The sequence below is a fragment of the Aporhodopirellula rubra genome (genome assembly GCF_014192335.1).
Lineage (GTDB): Bacteria > Planctomycetota > Planctomycetia > Pirellulales > Pirellulaceae > Rhodopirellula > Rhodopirellula rubra.
Genome location: NZ_JACHXU010000003.1, coordinates 134,177 through 150,622, shown reverse-complemented (window position 1 = coordinate 150,622; position 16,446 = coordinate 134,177). Strand labels below are relative to the sequence as shown.

The window sequence follows — 16,446 nt, the reverse complement described above, 5'->3', positions numbered from 1 at the left end:
ATCGGCTTAATAGCAACTTTTTGGAGAGGTTTTGCGCCCGATACCGCGTGCGTGCCTGCCATGTTCCTTGCTCCTCCTCACTCCTGACTCACCGTAAATAAAGGGACTCCTCCCATGCTTTCTGCTTTCTTCACCGACTCCTATTGGGTGGACGGTGCGATCGTGTTGATTGTCGGTGCACTCGTTTGTGTGCTGTTCCTCGTCGTCCTATTGCAGAAGTACTACATCAAGGTCGGTCCCGACCGCGCCATCGTGCGATCCGGACGCGGCGGCGTAGAAGCCGTCTGCGGGCAGGGGATGATGGTCATTCCACTGATCCAACAATACGAGTTCATGGATCTGACGCTGAAGAGCTTCGAGATTCACCGCGAGGGCAGTGCCGGCCTGATATGCAAAGACAACATCCGCGCGGATATCAAAGTCGCATTCTTCATTCGCGTCGCCAATTCACCGGCGGAAATGAAGGAAGTCGCCGAAGCCATCGGCGCCAAACGCTGTAGCCAACTCGATACCCTTCGTGAGTTGTTTGATGCGAAATTCAGCGAAGCACTCAAGACGGTCGGAAAGCAATTTGATTTCATCGATCTGTACGACCAACGCGACAAATTCAAGGACGAGATTCTTAAAGTCATCGGCACTGACCTGAACGGGTATCGGCTCGACGACGCGGCCATCGACTACCTCGAACAAACGCCATTGGACATGCTCAGCCCGAGCAACATTCTCGACGCCGAGGGCATCAAGAAGATCACCGAACTGACATCGATGGAGAAGGTGAAAGAAAACCAGTTCACACGTGACAAAGAAAAGACACTGAAGAAACAAGACGTCGAAGCGGAAGAAACCATCCTTGCTTTGGAACGTCAACGAGTCGAAGCCGTCGAGAAACAACAACGCGAGATCGCGGAAATTTCATCGCGTGAGCAAGCCGCCGCAGCCAAAGTCCGCGAAGAACAACGTCTCGAAGCCGAACGCGCCCGGATCACGACCGAAGAAGAAATCGGCATCGCGGAAGAAAACAAAGGCCGGCAAATCTTGGTTGCCTTGCGAAACAAAGAAAAGACCGACGCGGTCGAACTCGAACGTGTCGCTCGCGATCGAGACCTCGAAGCCACCGAACGATTGCGAGTCGTGGGCGTCGCTGAAGTTGAGAAAGAAAAGGCGATCGAAGTCGAGAAACGAAACATCCAAGAAGTCATTCGCGAACGCGTTGCCGTCGAACGTGCGGTTGTCGAAGAACAAGAACGCATCAAGGACACCGAGGAACTCGCCAAAGCCGATCGAGCGAAGAAGGTTCAAATCACTGCGGCCGAAATGAAGGCCGAAGAAGAACTGATTCGCCAAACGAAACTCGCCCAAGCAGAGAAGGAATCCAGCGAATTGATCGCTCAGAAGATTCGCATCGAAGCGGAAGCCAAACGCGACGCCGCAGAAAAAGAAACCGCCGCGACCAAGATGCTCGCCGAAGCCGAATCGGCCCAAGCCGCCGCGATCGGACTGGCAGAGGCTCAGGTCCAAGAAGCGAAGGCAATCTCCCTCGAGAAGGAAGGTCTCGCCGAAGCGATGGTCTCACGAGAGAAATACAGTGCCGAAGCAACCGGTATCACCGAGAAAGCCGAAGCGATGAAAAAACTCGACGGCGTCGGCAAGGAGCACGAGGAATTCAAACTCTCGCTCAACAAAGAGAAGGATGTCGAGATCGCCGCGATCGATGCCCAACGTGGCATCGCCGAGAGCCAAGCCAGTGTCATTGGCGATGCACTCAAGGCCGCTCGGATCGATATCGTCGGTGGCGACGGCGAGTTCTTCGACCAGATCACCTCTGCCGTCAAGGGCGGTAAAGCGATCGACCGATTCGTTTACAACAGCAAAGTTGCGACCGACATCAAGGATACGTTCTTCGACGGCAATGCGGACTACTTCCGCAGCCAAGTCGAAGAACTGATCGGACAATTCGGATTGGACACCGACGGGGTGAAAGATCTTTCGATCGCCGCGTTGATCGCCAAAATGATGGGAATGGCATCCACCGACGACGTACGAAACCAGTTGACGAGCCTGCTCAGCATCGCCGCGACAGCCAACGTCACGGATCAGAAAGCCGGCCGGCTGCTCGCACGCCCCAGCAACAATGGTGAAACAACCGTTGCTGCCAAACGGGTCAAACCGGTGTCGAAAGGCTAAGACTCTCGATGATTGTTAACTCCACGCTGCCGGCAACCGATCGTCTCACTTTGACGATCTTCCGCTGGCCGCGGTGAATCAATCATGTCCTCAGGGACAGAGGTGCTCTGTCGCGTCAACGCGATGGACACCGGAATGTAATTTACCGACGCGTCCGCACTGCCTATCGCCAACAACCATCCTATGAGTGACACCCAACTCACCGGCGGAACCTACGAAATCCTTCGCAACCGTCTTCGTGACGCTGCGGGCGATTTGCGAGATCGACTCGGCAAACTCAATGCCGACCGAAATGAAGTCTTCGGTAACATCGAAACCCGCCTGGTTGCGACGCAACGAATTACAACGGAACACAATTGTGTCCCTCGAGACATCGTCTCGATCGGTGACCATTTTGTTTTCGGGTACAACGTTCAATTCGGACTGAAAACCGAAATCCATCTTCCGGACGTTTTCTCCATTTACCGAATGGAGGACCATGAGTTTCATGCCTCGGCACTGGACCTCATCAGCGACCCTCGGTTCGTCAAAGATTTCGAGGAACTCTATCGGTTCTACAAAGGGACCACGTTCCTGCGTTTCTTCGTCAGTGGCCCGATCCTCCACATGGTTTTCCAGGTAGGGAAAACCGCCGGAGACATCAAGTCGTTTAAATGGCGAATCACTGGGACGGAAATCGAATACATCGACAACCGAAGTGATCACGAGGTCAAACAGCCGCCACAACACGCCTTCACATGGCAACGGGCGACGCGCGACATGCACCGCTATGGCGATCACCCGCACATCTCGATCGAAGACAAAGTTTTCGTCGAAACCGTCGGCGGTGACCTCACGGTCAAAGTCGAAAACAACACCAGTAGCGGCGAAGGCATCTACGCCGAACAAGTCGACAACCCTGACCAAAAACTGGACGACGCGGAGATCTACTTCGCAATCATCGGCAACCTAGTGCTGATGAAAATCAAACCCTATCAAGAGAACCAATTCCGATACATCGTTTTCAGCGGCAAGATCAACCAAGCCGTTCGTCTCGATGAAATCGAACACGCCTGCGTGATGTTGCCCGGCGACCAAGGATTGATCTTCCCCGGCGGCTACTACCTGCAATCGGGTGAATTCAAACGGTTCGATCACGGATTGGCCGACATGCGATACGAACGCACCATCGCATCGTCCAACGGCGAAGACTACCTCTATCTCTTCAGCAACATCGAACACGGCACGTACGTGCAATTGCGGTACAACCAAATCCGCCAAAGCGTTGAAACGCCGCTGGTTTGCCATGGGCAAACGTTCTTTGAAGCCGGTGAGATGGTTTGTTTCAAAACACACGAAACGCCCCAAAAACACCACCCGATTCAGATTTGGCAAACGCCCTTTGTCGGCGAGAATTACCTGCCACCGAGCCAAACCGACTCGCTGCTCTTCAAAATCGGGAACCAAGATCTCGTTCGCGGGATGGCTGAGTGCAGCGAGGTGCTGCAACTGATCGAAAAAGACGACAGCTACGACGGCCTCTACCAGGATCTCGTCAAAAAGTCGGGCGACATTCTAGATAGTTATTTTTGGATCGGCAAAGAAGAAACACATCATCTCGACACCGCACTCGGCCACATTCGCGACGCCGCGTCCGCTGCGGTGGAAGAGTTCGAGAAAGTCGTCCGCGTCCGCACCGAGACTAAAAAGCAGACCGAGAAAGTTAAAACAGCGATCGAGCGTACGCTCAAAGAAATTGATCGTTCGAGATTCGAGAGCATTCAAGAATTCGTCGCGTCACTGACTCATTTGCGGGAACATCGCGGGCACGCGATCACGCTCCGAGACCTCAAATTTGTCGACCTATCGCTCGCCGATGCGTTAGAGAAACGCCTCGCCGAGGCGACCCAGCGATTGAGTCGTCGGTGCGTGGATTTCCTGCTGACGGGTGATTCATTAGCTCCGTACCGTGCCGCGATTGTTGCCGCTGAAAACAAAATCCCCGACGTGGGCAGCGTTTCGGTTGCCAAGGAACTCGAAGCCGAGATCGACACCGCCGCCTCCGAACTCGAATTGCTGACTGAAACGGTTAGCAACCTCGAGATCGAAGACGCGACGCAGCGGACACAGATCATCGATGCGATCGGAGACGTTTTCGCCGATGTCAACCGAGTTCGCAGTGCGTTGAAAAACCGACGCCGCGACCTGATCGGTATCGAGGGACGCGCCGAATTTGCATCCCAGATGAAACTGCTGCAACAGTCCACGTCGGGCTACCTTGACGTCTGCGACACACCCGCCCGCTGCGACGAATACCTCACAAAAGTGATGGTCGGCCTCGAAGAACTCGAAGGACGGTTCGCAGAATTCGACGAATTCATCGAGACGCTCGCCGAACGTCGTGAAGAAGTCTACACCGCGTTTGAATCTCGCAAGGTTTCGCTCGTTGAAAAACGGAACCGTCGCGCCGAGTCACTCTCTTCGGCGGCGGATCGAATTCTGAAAGCGATTTCGTCTCGTGTTTCAGCGATGGACTCCACCGACGCGATCGCAGCCTATTTTGCGGGCGACTTGATGGTCGGCAAAATTCGCAGCCTGATCGATGAACTCGACGAACTCGGAGATTCCGTTCGAGTCGGCGACTTGCAAGGCCGGTTAAAAGTCATCCGGGAAGACGCCACACGTGGGCTCAAAGATCGGCAAGATCTCTTTGAGGACGGTGGCGATGTTATCCGTCTCGGTGAACGGCGATTCGCGGTCAACACTCAACCACTCGACCTCACGACAGTACTGCGCGGCGGTGAACTGTGCTTGCACCTCACCGGAACGCAGTATTTCGAGCCGATGCGTGACGAGCGTTTAGAAAACTCGAGAGAGTTGTGGGACCAACCGCTCATCAGCGAAAACCGTCACGTCTATCGGTCCGAATATCTCGCGATGGACTTGTTCCCGTCGGCCACCACTCGAACATCGGTCGATGCCGCGTGGGTCGCCGACCAAATGAACGGTCGATTCGACGAAGGTTATGCCAAAGGGGTTCACGACCGAGACACTGCTGCAATCCTGAACGCGTTAATCGCGATCGACCGACAACTCGGACTCCTTCGATACGAACCGACGTTGAGAGCCTGCGGGCAATTTTGGTGGACACGGATCCTTGATCCGAAACGTCAGACCGAAATGAAACACTGGATTGCAGGGTTCGCGAAATTAGCGAGGGCATACCCCCAAGCGGAACCTGCGGTGCAGTTCCGTGAACGTCTCGCGAGCCTCGCCTCCGCCGACGTTTCAACCTGGCAAACCTTGTTTGGAAAGACAGTCACGGCGGAACGGATCGCCGACTATCTGTTCAACGAATTGCTCGTTGCACCAAACAAAGCGACCACGAGCGGGCGAGCGATGGATTTGCTCAACAATTTCAAGAACGCACTGCCACAAAGCGATCGTCAAAAGTGGTTAGTCGCCGGACTCAAACCCAACTCCGACGATCCCGTTCGTGCCTACGTCCTGGCCAGGAACTGGGGCGACGCATTCATTGCCAAACAGAACGTCGATAGCCAAACCACCGATGGCGACGCGGCAGACGGTTACCGCGATGAACTGGCATGGTTGATCCTTAATGAAATCGAACAAGAAAACAGCCAAGACGGTGCAAAACCAGAAAAAGAGGAATCACGCGGGATCGAACGTCACTTGCAAATCGTGGACGTTCCCGTCGCGGAATCAGTCGATGGTCTCGTCGGCAGCCACGAACGGATCATCGACGGCAAGTTGACCGTTCATTACCACGAGTTCATGCAACGACTCAATGACTATCGCAGTTCCGTGGTACCACGTTTCCATGCTCTGCACGAAGCCAAATCGAATTTGGTCAAGACGGCTCGCGATTCGATGCGATTGGACGAGTTCAAACCCAAAGTCCTCAGCAGCTTCGTCCGCAACCAATTGCTTGACGAAGTCTACCTGCCGCTCATCGGCGACAATCTTGCTAAACAAATGGGAACGGCCGGCGAAGACAAACGCACCGATCGCATGGGATTGTTGTTATTGATCTCGCCACCGGGATACGGCAAAACAACACTGATGGAATACGTCGCTAACCGTTTGGGGTTGGTGTTCATGAAGATCAACGGCCCGGCGATTGGCCACGGCGTCACGTCGCTCGACCCCGCCGAAGCGCCCAACGCGGCGGCTCGCGAAGAGGTCGAACGATTGAACCTCGCGTTGGAAATGGGTGACAACGTGATGTTGTACCTCGACGATATCCAGCACACCCATCCCGAGTTGTTACAGAAATTCATCTCGTTGTGCGATGCCACACGAAAGATCGAAGGCGTCCGCGACGGAAAAACACGCACTTACGACTTGCGTGGGCGGCGTGTGGCGGTCGTGATGGCCGGGAACCCGTACACCGAAAGCGGCGACCGTTTCCAAATTCCGGACATGCTTTCCAACCGTGCCGACGTTTACAACCTCGGTGAAATCATCGGCGACCGTGCCGACGCATTCGAAATGAGCTATCTCGAGAACTGCTTGTCGAGCAACACAACGCTCGCGCCGCTCTCGACGGCACCTCCATCGGATGCCCGCAAGATCGCGATGGCCGCTCAACGAGATTCGATCGAAGGCATCGAGCTCGAAAGCAACTTCTCGCTCGACCAAGTTCGCGACATGTTCGAAGTGACTCGTAAACTACTGCGGGTTCGCGACGTGGTCCTTCGAGTCAACCGTGCCTACATCCGTTCCGCCGCTCAAGCTGACGCCTATCGGACCGAACCGGCTTTCAAATTGCAGGGCAGTTACCGAAACATGAACCGCATCGCCGAGCGGGTTGCACCGGTAATGAACGATTCCGAATTGCAGACGCTGATCGTCAGCAACTACGAACAAGACGCCCAAACACTGACGACCGACAATGAAGCGAACGTCCTGAAGTTCAAGGAGTTGATGGGAATCTTGACCCCCGACGAACAAGCACGCTGGGATTCGATCAAGTATGCCTTCGTCGAGAGCGTTCGCATGGCGGGGATGGACAGCGAAGATCAGGTCGGGCAGGTGATGCGACAACTCGCGTCGATGCGTGACGGGCTGGAATCGATTCGACAAGTCATCGCAAAAGCCGTCGCGATGGAAGACCACTCTTCCGAACAGCGGATGGATGCGCGAGTGGACTCCTTACGACAATCACTGCTCGCGATCGGCGAATCGTTGAGCCAACGGCTGCAGACCACCGGCAACCAAATCGAGGAACTGACACGTCAACAAACGAGCGCACCGGTCGAACAGAAGGTGCTCGTGCAACACAAGGTTCCGCGAGTGATGGCGGAACTGATCAAGGGGCAATTCCATCTCATGCAAGAGTGGATGCGTCCGCTGCTCAACGAGTCGATCGACAACGGACGTGATATCGATCGGCTACTCAAACAACTCGACCAGATGATGCAAACGTATCAACAGGTGGAGTCGACGCTCAATTCGCCGCCCGAAAAATAGCGTCTTATCGCGGCGTTCGGGTTTTGTTTATTGATGCCTGGATCGGGAAGGATATCGCGATTCGCGAGCCAACCTGATCATTCTCGCCGAGACGTCAAACGCTTCGCTCCTCCACCCCTGCGTCTGCCCCGGCCCCTGCGACAAGTTGCCCCATACCGTTGCGTGACGCCCCTTAACTGCGGTCTTTCGTCCTGGTTGAGGTCAAAACAGGCTTCTCGATCGTGTCGTTTCACGCGCGGCCTGGATACTGAGATACGACTCCGCTATGGTCGATTCTATCGCCCCGAATCACGGAAAGTATCCTCATGCCTACTCGTAACCTTCGACGTCTAATCACTCCCAATCGCGTGGTCGTCATCGGGGCGAGCCAACGTGTCGGGAGTGTCGGCAACACCGTCGTTCGTAATTTGCAGCGAGCCGGCTACGGTGGCGAAATCATCGCGGTCAACCGGCATTATGACAACGTGGAAGGTGTGAGATGTGTCGGCAGCATCGAAGAGGTCACCGGTGCGATTGATCTCGCGGTAATCTGTACGCCCGCGGAATCGACTCCCGATTTGGTCTATCAGTGTGGCCACGCGGACGTGCGTGGTGTCGTGATTCTCGCGGCGGGGTTCCGTGAAACCGGTGCAACAGGTCGCGAACTCGAATTAAAACTGCTAGCCGTGGCGAAGCGGTTTCCGAACATGCGGATCATCGGCCCCAATTCGCTGGGTATCATTTCCACGCACGCGGGCTTGAACGCGAGCTTTGCTGACACCTCGCCTCGGCGGGGCCGGATCGCGTTATTGACTCAGTCGGGCGCGTTGGGGACGGCGATCTTAGATTGGGCAGAAAAAGAAGGTATCGGGTTTTCTCATTTCGTGTCGCTGGGCAACCTCATTGACGTCACGATCGCCGATTTGATCGACTTCCTCGCCGAAGACCCGTACACCGATTCCATCGTGATGTATATCGAATCGATTACCGATGCGCGCAGTTTCATGTCCGCCGCTCGCGCCTTCGCCAAACAAAAACCGATCATCGCGTACAAGTCAGGACGATTCGCAACGACCGCACAAGCGGCGGCCTTGCACACCGGTGCCATGGTAGGTGTTGACTCCGTCTATGACGCGGCGTTCGCTCGGGCGGGTATCGTACGGGTGGAGGAGTTCGATGACTTGATCCACTGTGCCGAGTTGTTGGCTCATCACAAACCGCCGCGAGGATCTCGTTTGGCGGTGGTCAGTAACGCAGGATCGGCGGGCGTGATGGCGGCGGATGCTGTCTTGCAAAAGAAATGCATGCTGGCGCAGTTCTCGTCGCAAACCAAAGAAGAACTAATCGCAGCCCAACGCCAGAGCGATTCATTGGATCACTCATTCGCGAGCGTCGACGCTAATAACACAGCCGAACCAGCCAATGCGGTGAGACCGTCCATTTCGGCAAGCAACACCAACGGCCTTTCGAATCCGGTCGACTTATTCGGTGACGCGACGCCGATGCGTTACGCCGAAGCCATCACCACGGTGCTGAGAGATGACAATGTCGATGCAGCGATCGTTGTTCTCACGCCACAGGCACTGACCGATCCGACGGCGATTGCAGACGCGTTGATCGAAGCCGCTAAAAAGATCACTAAACCGATTCTGGCTGTATGGATGGGCGGGCAGCGAGTTCAAGAAGGCAGCGCACGACTGGCTCGCGCCGGAATTCCCGTTTATGACACGCCGGGGAAAGCCGTTCGTGCGTTCTCGTATCTCGTTCGCTATTCACGCAACCGGGAAGTGTTGCAAGAGACACCACGGACGATGCCGATCGAGTTTCATCGCGATCGCGCGGCGTTACGAGAATCGTTCGCGTCGTTAATGCTGAGCGATTCGGAATTACTATCCGAATCCAATTCGAAAGCCCTTTTAGAAGCCTACGGTATTTCCACCACACGCCCGATCGTGGCGAGCCGAGTGGACGAGGCAATCCGGTACGCCGAACAGGTCGGATTCCCAGTCGCTGTCAAAGTGTACTCGCCCGATATCGTTCACAAGACCGAAGTCGGCGGCGTGATTCTGAACGTGACTGACGCTACTGGGGTCCAGCGAGCGTTCGAAGCCATCCGTGAACGGTGTCACACGATACGCCCGGATGCGGAGTTTCGCGGAGTCACGGTCCAGCCAATGGTCGTGGATCCCAACGGACGTGAATTGCTGATCGGGGCACGACGAGACCCGGTCTTTGGCGCCGTGATGTTGGTGGGTGCGGGCGGCGTGGATGCTGAATTGCTGCAGGACCGATCGTTAGAACTACCACCACTAAACGAACGACTCGCCCGGCGGATGCTCGAACGGTTGCAATGCTGGCCGATGCTCGGTGAATATCGAGGCAAACCCGCCGTCGACATGGACCAACTGATCAGTGTGTTGCTCCGGTTCTCCTATCTCCTTGCCGACCACCCTGAAATCGTCGAACTCGACGTCAATCCGTTGCTGGTCACGCCGCAACAGACGATCGCCTTAGACGCCAATATCGTCATTGATTTGGAGACGCCGATCTCTAACGAAGCGACGCGATCTCGGACCGCCGAATTTCCTCACTTAGCGATCCGCCCTTATCCCGACGAATACGTTCGACGCGTCCGGTTAGCCGATGGCACGCAGTTTGTGCTGCGCCCGATCGCTCCTGAAGACGAACCGAATTGGCGAGCGATGTTGGCCACCTGTTCGGAAGAATCGATCCGGTTGCGTTTTCGCTATCTCTTGCAGTGCAGCAATCACGACCTGGCGGCTCGGTTCTGTTTCACCGACTACGAACGTGAACTGGCCATCATCGCTGAGACACATCACAACGGCAAAACAGAAATCGCCGGTGTGGGAAGACTGGTCACCGACTCAGACCACGACAAAGCCGAATTCGCAGTCCTGGTCGCCGACCCCTGGCAAGAACGCGGGCTCGGCTCGTTACTGACTGACGAATGCTTGTCGATCTGCGACGGGTGGGGAATCAGCACGGTGACCGCGGAGGTCGATCCCCGCAATCACCGAATGCTACAAATGTTCTCGCACCGAGGGTTCACCCGAGATTCGAGCGACGAGGATGATATCATCGTCAGCAAGAAACTCTAGCTCCACTGGTTGGCGATATCGTCCGCCAACAGCGACAGCAGATCATCATCATCGGAATCGTCATCCGTCTTCGATCCCGTGTCGACGCTTGACCCGACCGGAGTTTCCTCGACTCCAGAACCACCGACGATTTTGGCATCGGCCGTGAGATCGGTAATGACGGCATCAGTAGTGTCTTCCGATTCGGTTACCGGTTGTTGAACCGGAGCCGGTGCAATCGCTTCGCCACTGGGGCTCGTCGATGCGTTGAGCTGGTTGATCACCTGCAACGCGTCCACGGCGGTTACGTATCCGTCACCGTTGACATCGTGATAGTAAACACGGTCGCTCGACGCGGCGGTTTCGCCAGAGGCTTCGCGACGCGTCATTTCGTTAATCACGATCAACGCGTCGACCGCCGTGACGAGGTTGTCACCATTCACGTCAGCCGGCATCGATGCATTTTGCAGTGGTTCGCCCGATCCGGTGATAACAATCGTTTCCGAGTCGTACTGGATATTCTCGACCGGTACAGGATCGTCGTTCTGATCCAGCAGCGTGTCTTGGAATGGGAAACGATCCGCAGGCGATCCGGTCACCGTTGTTGTTCCCGGTGCGACACCGCGGAAGTAAATCGTGGCCAGCGTCAGCCCTGATCCGCCCAAACTGGCTTGGTTCGAACCGAACTCATCGATCAATCCTGGACGATCGTTGACGCCCACGGCCGGATCCAAGAGGAATTGCGGATCGAATTCAACATCGAAATCAAACGCATCCGGATTTCCGCCGTTGTCGACAGGAATGGTCGAAAGGAAATCGGTGTTGTAGAGGATATCCAAGAAGCCCGCGAACACGGCTTCCGTCGGAGGACGTCCGGTTCCCAAATCGATCGCATCGATTCGCAAACCGAAACGCTGACCAACAGGAACAGACGTAATTTCGTCACCGTCTTCGTTGACGAACGTGAAGTCGAAGTTCACCAACGGGTTTTGCACTGCACCGACCGTCATCGTGACTTCTGCGATACTGCGAACCGTTCCGAACTCGGGACTTTCCACAGTCAGAATGTACGAGAAGCGGTCAAAGCCGGAGAAACCAATTTGCGGCGTGTAGGAGAAATAATCGTTCGACGGATCGTTATCTCCACCGACATCGACTCGCACCACGTTACCGTTGAGTGCGGCTTCCTTCAGCGTCAATTCGGTAACAACGTCGTTATCACCGATCAAGTCATTATCGAGCACGTTGAACCGTGCCGCTGCGGAGGACCGGATCGTCGAGCCGAGCGAATCAACACCAACCGGGAAGGAATCGTCGAGTGCGACAGGGAAACCGTCGCCGAGTGGAGCGATTTCAATCTGCGTCGAACCGTATCGGATCTCGTCGTAATCGAGAACCACTGGATCCGTGTCCGTAATCAGCGTCGTTTCGCTCACGGCCGCTTCGGTCGGATCGGTCTTGAACGTAGCGAGCCCCGATCCGGTCGCTTGCATGGTGATCGTAAAGACCTCAGCAAATCCGGTGAACGACGCTCGGTCGTTTGAACTACCGATCGTATCCAGGTTACTGAACGATTGGGTGCTACCGACTTCGTCAATCAAGCCTGGCGTGAGCGAGTTGCCGAGCTGAAACGCACCAGTCTGGAACTGAGGACCGAAGGTGATATCGAACGGGAAGGCGTCCGTGGAATTCGTATCAACAGTTGTCACGAGTTCCGAGGTATACAGCAAGTCAACGAATGCCGACTGCAAACCCTGAATCGATTCGGTGTCCGCCTTCGAAATATCGTCGACGGAGACTCGCACGCGGAAGATCTGACCGGCTTGCAGCGTCAGCAGTTCGGTGTCGTTGTTCTCACCGAGAATCTCAATCTTGTATTCGGCCTTGTCATCAGCCAACGATTGCGGAGTCAACACAACCGTGCCGATCGCTTGTTGTGATGTTTGTCCCGAGTCGTCGCTGATCGAGTACGAGAACTGCTCCGTTCCGACAAACCCGTTTGCAGGCGTGTAACGAACGCCGCGGCTTCCCGGTTCGATCGTCAGGGTACCACCACCGGTACCACGGGAGACTTGCGTGATACGCAGTCCACCTTCGACCGATGCGATGTCGTTATCGAGCAGGTTCAGAGGAACGTTCGTCTCGTTGCTCGCGACTTCAAAGATATCATCGACCGCGATCGGTGCGTCCGTTGCGAACTGGACGTTCACAAAGACCGTCGCAACGTCACCATCGCTGACGGTGTACTGGAACGAATCTGGTCCCGTGTAACCGTTCGGCGGCGAGTAAAGAATAACTTGTTGTCCGGCCGCTCCGGAGACCGAAACGACGCCCCTCGTACCGGTGCGATTGATGTTGGTGATCGTCAGCGGGTTGCTAGGCAAACTGAAGTCATTCGACAACACATCGATTGCGAATGCGTTCGAATTTTGCGGCACGGTAACGAAATCATCGCTCGCCGAACCGCCCGTGTTGCTGGCCGCCAAGATCCGAATCGGATGATCTTCGACTTCACCAGTGTCCGCACCACCACCCACACCGAGACCTGGTGTGAGGCTGTAACGGAATCGGCTAAACGTGTTGAGCACGCCATCAGCCGTTCCATCGACATTGATGTCGAACGAAGCTGGCAACGCCACGTCAATATTGTGTGTTCCCGTGCCTAAGATGGCATCGGTGCGAATCTGTTCGCCGGCATCGAGGAAGTCGCCATCGGCGTTCAAGTCGAGCCATGCTTGCAGGTAACCAGTACTGCCGGTGGTGTTGGTCAGCGTGACCGTGATTGTTCCGGTCGCACCAGGGCGGAGTGCGACGGATTCGATGACGCCATCTTCGTCATCAATTTGGCCCGTTGCGGTGTTGATCGCATCGTCGCCCGTTGCATTCGCACTCGGAACACCGTCCGATTCGCGATCGATTTGGGTACCGATGGTTAGACCGGTGAGCGTTCCGTGACTCGGTCCGCCCGCGGCAATGCTGGTCGAATAGGAATCGGGTGCGTCACCGTAATCGCGTGATGGCAATCCGCCAAAGTGATAGTTCGCTCCGAGAGGGCCGCCGGTGTAATTAACGACCCATTCACCCTCGGTGTTGCCAGGCAACGTGCGGATGAAGCCGGGTTCTTCGACCTCACGAATAGCGTATTCGCGACCAAGAATCGGCAGGTCGAGAGTGTAGAAACCGTTGGCATCGGTAATATCAAACGGTTCGCCGAGGTCAGGCCGGTTGTCACCGTCGAGGTCAGCGTAGATGTAAGCACCTTCGACGCCTGGTTCACCCGCATCGAGTGCACCGTTGCCGTTGAGGTCAGCGAACTTCTTACCCGTAATGTCTGGATTGACTTGGCCGAACCCGAACGTCGGTCCTGTCCCACCCGTCGTGCTCAACGAGACCGATTGTGAGGTTGCGGTCGTCGCGGTGAAGTTACTCGGCGTCATCGCGACGACGGTGTACGTCCCCGATGCTGCAAACAGCGAATACGATCCGTCCGAACCGGTAACCGCGTTCGCCTCGGTCGCGTCGAGAACACCATTATTATTAGCGTCCGCGAAGACGGTCACTCCCGCCAATCCGGGATCGCTGCTGCCGTTGCCGTCGCTGTTCAAGTCATTGAAGACGCGACCGGTCAAGGCTCCACCACGAGTTCCCGTGGCAAGTGTGTGAGAAATTGTGTCGGCGCTATACAACGTTCCGAACGAGATCGCCCCACCTGGATCGACAAAGTCGGTACGGAAACGAACGGGAATATCATCCGCCGTTCCGAGGATCCCGTCGGGACCAACACCCAATCCATTCTCTTCGTTGAGCGTACCACCACCATCGATCAATGACGGCGTGAGATTAGTACCATTGGTGTGGTACAAGCCAAAGACGTGGGCGAGCTCGTGAGTCGTCGTGGCACCAATTTCCAGACCGAGGACATCAAACAGGCTATAGGCTGCACTGGTCTCGACTGCTTCCGACGCGGCGACTTCATTGTCGAGCCAAACCAGCACCGTTTCACTGAGATCAAAGTTCCCGACGTCGATCGTTTGAGCGAGCCCCAATAGGCCAGCTCCGTCGATCTCGGGGAACGAGTTGATCGAACCGAAGACAACACGCGTTACCAGCGGATTGCTGCCTGGATCGGGATGCTCAAAACTGTTGAGAATTGTGATTCCGAACTCACCCGGTGTTCCCGTCGAGCTGTACGATCCGTTGGATCCGTAAACACCGATATCCGCGAACTGCTGCTCGACAGTGTTGGTGATTCGGTCGGCGACCTGCTGATACTGATCGAACGAGGAAACAACGACGCCGGCTTCATCGAGCGTTTGGCTGATATCAGGGACGCGGAATCGTCCACCGGCCGGGATGCCGGCGTCAGCGAAGGAAGAGTTAAACTCATCACGAGCGAAACTGCCGCCGTCGAAGTCCAAGAAGACAATCTGTCCTTGTCCAACCGGAAGGCTCTCGGTGACGGGACGATACGTTCGCAGCCCAATCGTGTAACTCGACAATCCCGTTTCAGCCGAAACGGCGATCGTGTAGCGACCATCAAACGGAACAACCTGGGCCGCGTTGGCGTTCCCCAGCGTTTGCAACGGTGAATCGATCGGATACAGCGAGACCGCGTCGTCTTGCCCGAACCAAATCCGCCCACTCGGCTGACTCGAATCAAACGTACTCGGCAAAAAGACGTCGAACGTCGTCGTCGCTCCGATCGTGGCGATATCGAGAATATCACCCGCCTTCAAATCAAAGCTGTAGTAATCAATGTCACTGACGAATTGAGTTCCGACTTGGGTGAAGCTCACCGTACCGGAAATGTCGATGGTGTCGCGTTGACCGGTGAGGTTCCCCAACGGAACGAACTCGGCGTCTTGGTAGAAGTCGTTCAATCCATTGAGCTGCGCGGCCTCCTTTTCACGGTAGGTGAACGAGGAAACCGATCCGATATTGCGGGGACCATCATAATCGTCGGCACCGGGAATCGGGCCGAGCGGATTAGCGGCGAGCAATTGACGACGCTCCAGGCCTTCCATCGTCAAACGACGGGCAGACTTGCGGCGAGCTTTCGTCTTATCGCGTCGACGTGAACGACGACTGCGTGAAGAGCCAGTGGCATCGGACGAGGAGGTCGAGGAGTGTGACCAATCCGACGACGTTTGGGAGGACTGACGAGGATTCATCGAGGGTCTCTGGCGGAGGGGGCCCGTGGGACCAGAATAGGAAAAGCCGTAGCAGACAGTGGCGCAAATTTTCTCATCTCGCAGCCAGTTAGCGAATTTCAAGCGGCTGGAACGAGACGGATGCAAATTTTGAACAAATCCACGTCCGCGAATCAGCGAGTCTAATTGGGGGCGCTGCACTGTCAACGAAATGCAGCGTTTCCGACGCGATTGCGACCGACAAAGTTCCCAGTGTTTGCGCCCGCGCCTACCCTAACCGGCATAAACGCACCTGAACCCACCTCGGGAACCTAAAAAGCCCCCCTTCCGGAGGCCTCTCTCGCGACGTCTTCCAAATTGTGTTCCGGATTGGCCATCAACCTGATTTCGACCGCCAAATCGTCACCTTTGACAAGAAAGGGGAGATCCCGACCCGCAGAAACCGAGTGCGTTGCCGATTCCACGCTTCCCCTGAGTCTTGGGAATGCTGCCCGGCCTTTTTCACGATTTCTCGTCGCACGTGCAAGATCGACGCAGAGGTTCTCTGACGGGCGACGCATCCG

The 16,446-nt window shown here is 55.8% G+C and carries 4 protein-coding genes; 3 read left to right on the top strand and 1 reads right to left on the bottom strand.

Annotated elements, in window-relative coordinates; all coding sequences use genetic code 11:
- The first annotated feature begins 114 nt into the window (after positions 1-114).
- The 3 genes from FHS27_RS05245 (at position 115) to FHS27_RS05235 (ending at position 10,754) form a co-directional block, all read left to right on the top strand.
- Entirely contained in the window at positions 115-2,184 is a 2,070-nt protein-coding gene (locus FHS27_RS05245; RefSeq protein WP_184302686.1) for a flotillin family protein, read from the top strand.
- Between the two features lie 183 nt (positions 2,185-2,367).
- Positions 2,368-7,656, top strand: a complete 5,289-nt coding sequence (locus FHS27_RS05240) for a DNA repair ATPase (protein WP_184302683.1) — start codon at positions 2,368-2,370, stop codon at positions 7,654-7,656.
- 305 nt (positions 7,657-7,961) lie between these two features.
- On the top strand, positions 7,962-10,754 hold the full coding sequence (locus FHS27_RS05235; protein WP_184302681.1) for a bifunctional acetate--CoA ligase family protein/GNAT family N-acetyltransferase: 2,793 nt from the start codon (positions 7,962-7,964) through the stop codon (positions 10,752-10,754).
- On the opposite strand, the gene FHS27_RS05230 is transcribed toward FHS27_RS05235, so the two are convergent.
- The gene (locus FHS27_RS05230) at positions 10,751-15,904 is read right to left on the bottom strand and encodes an Ig-like domain-containing protein (RefSeq protein ID WP_246419128.1); all 5,154 of its coding nucleotides are present in this window, start codon (positions 15,902-15,904) and stop codon (positions 10,751-10,753) included. The genes FHS27_RS05235 and FHS27_RS05230 overlap by 4 nt on opposite strands.
- Positions 15,905-16,446 lie beyond the last annotated feature (542 nt).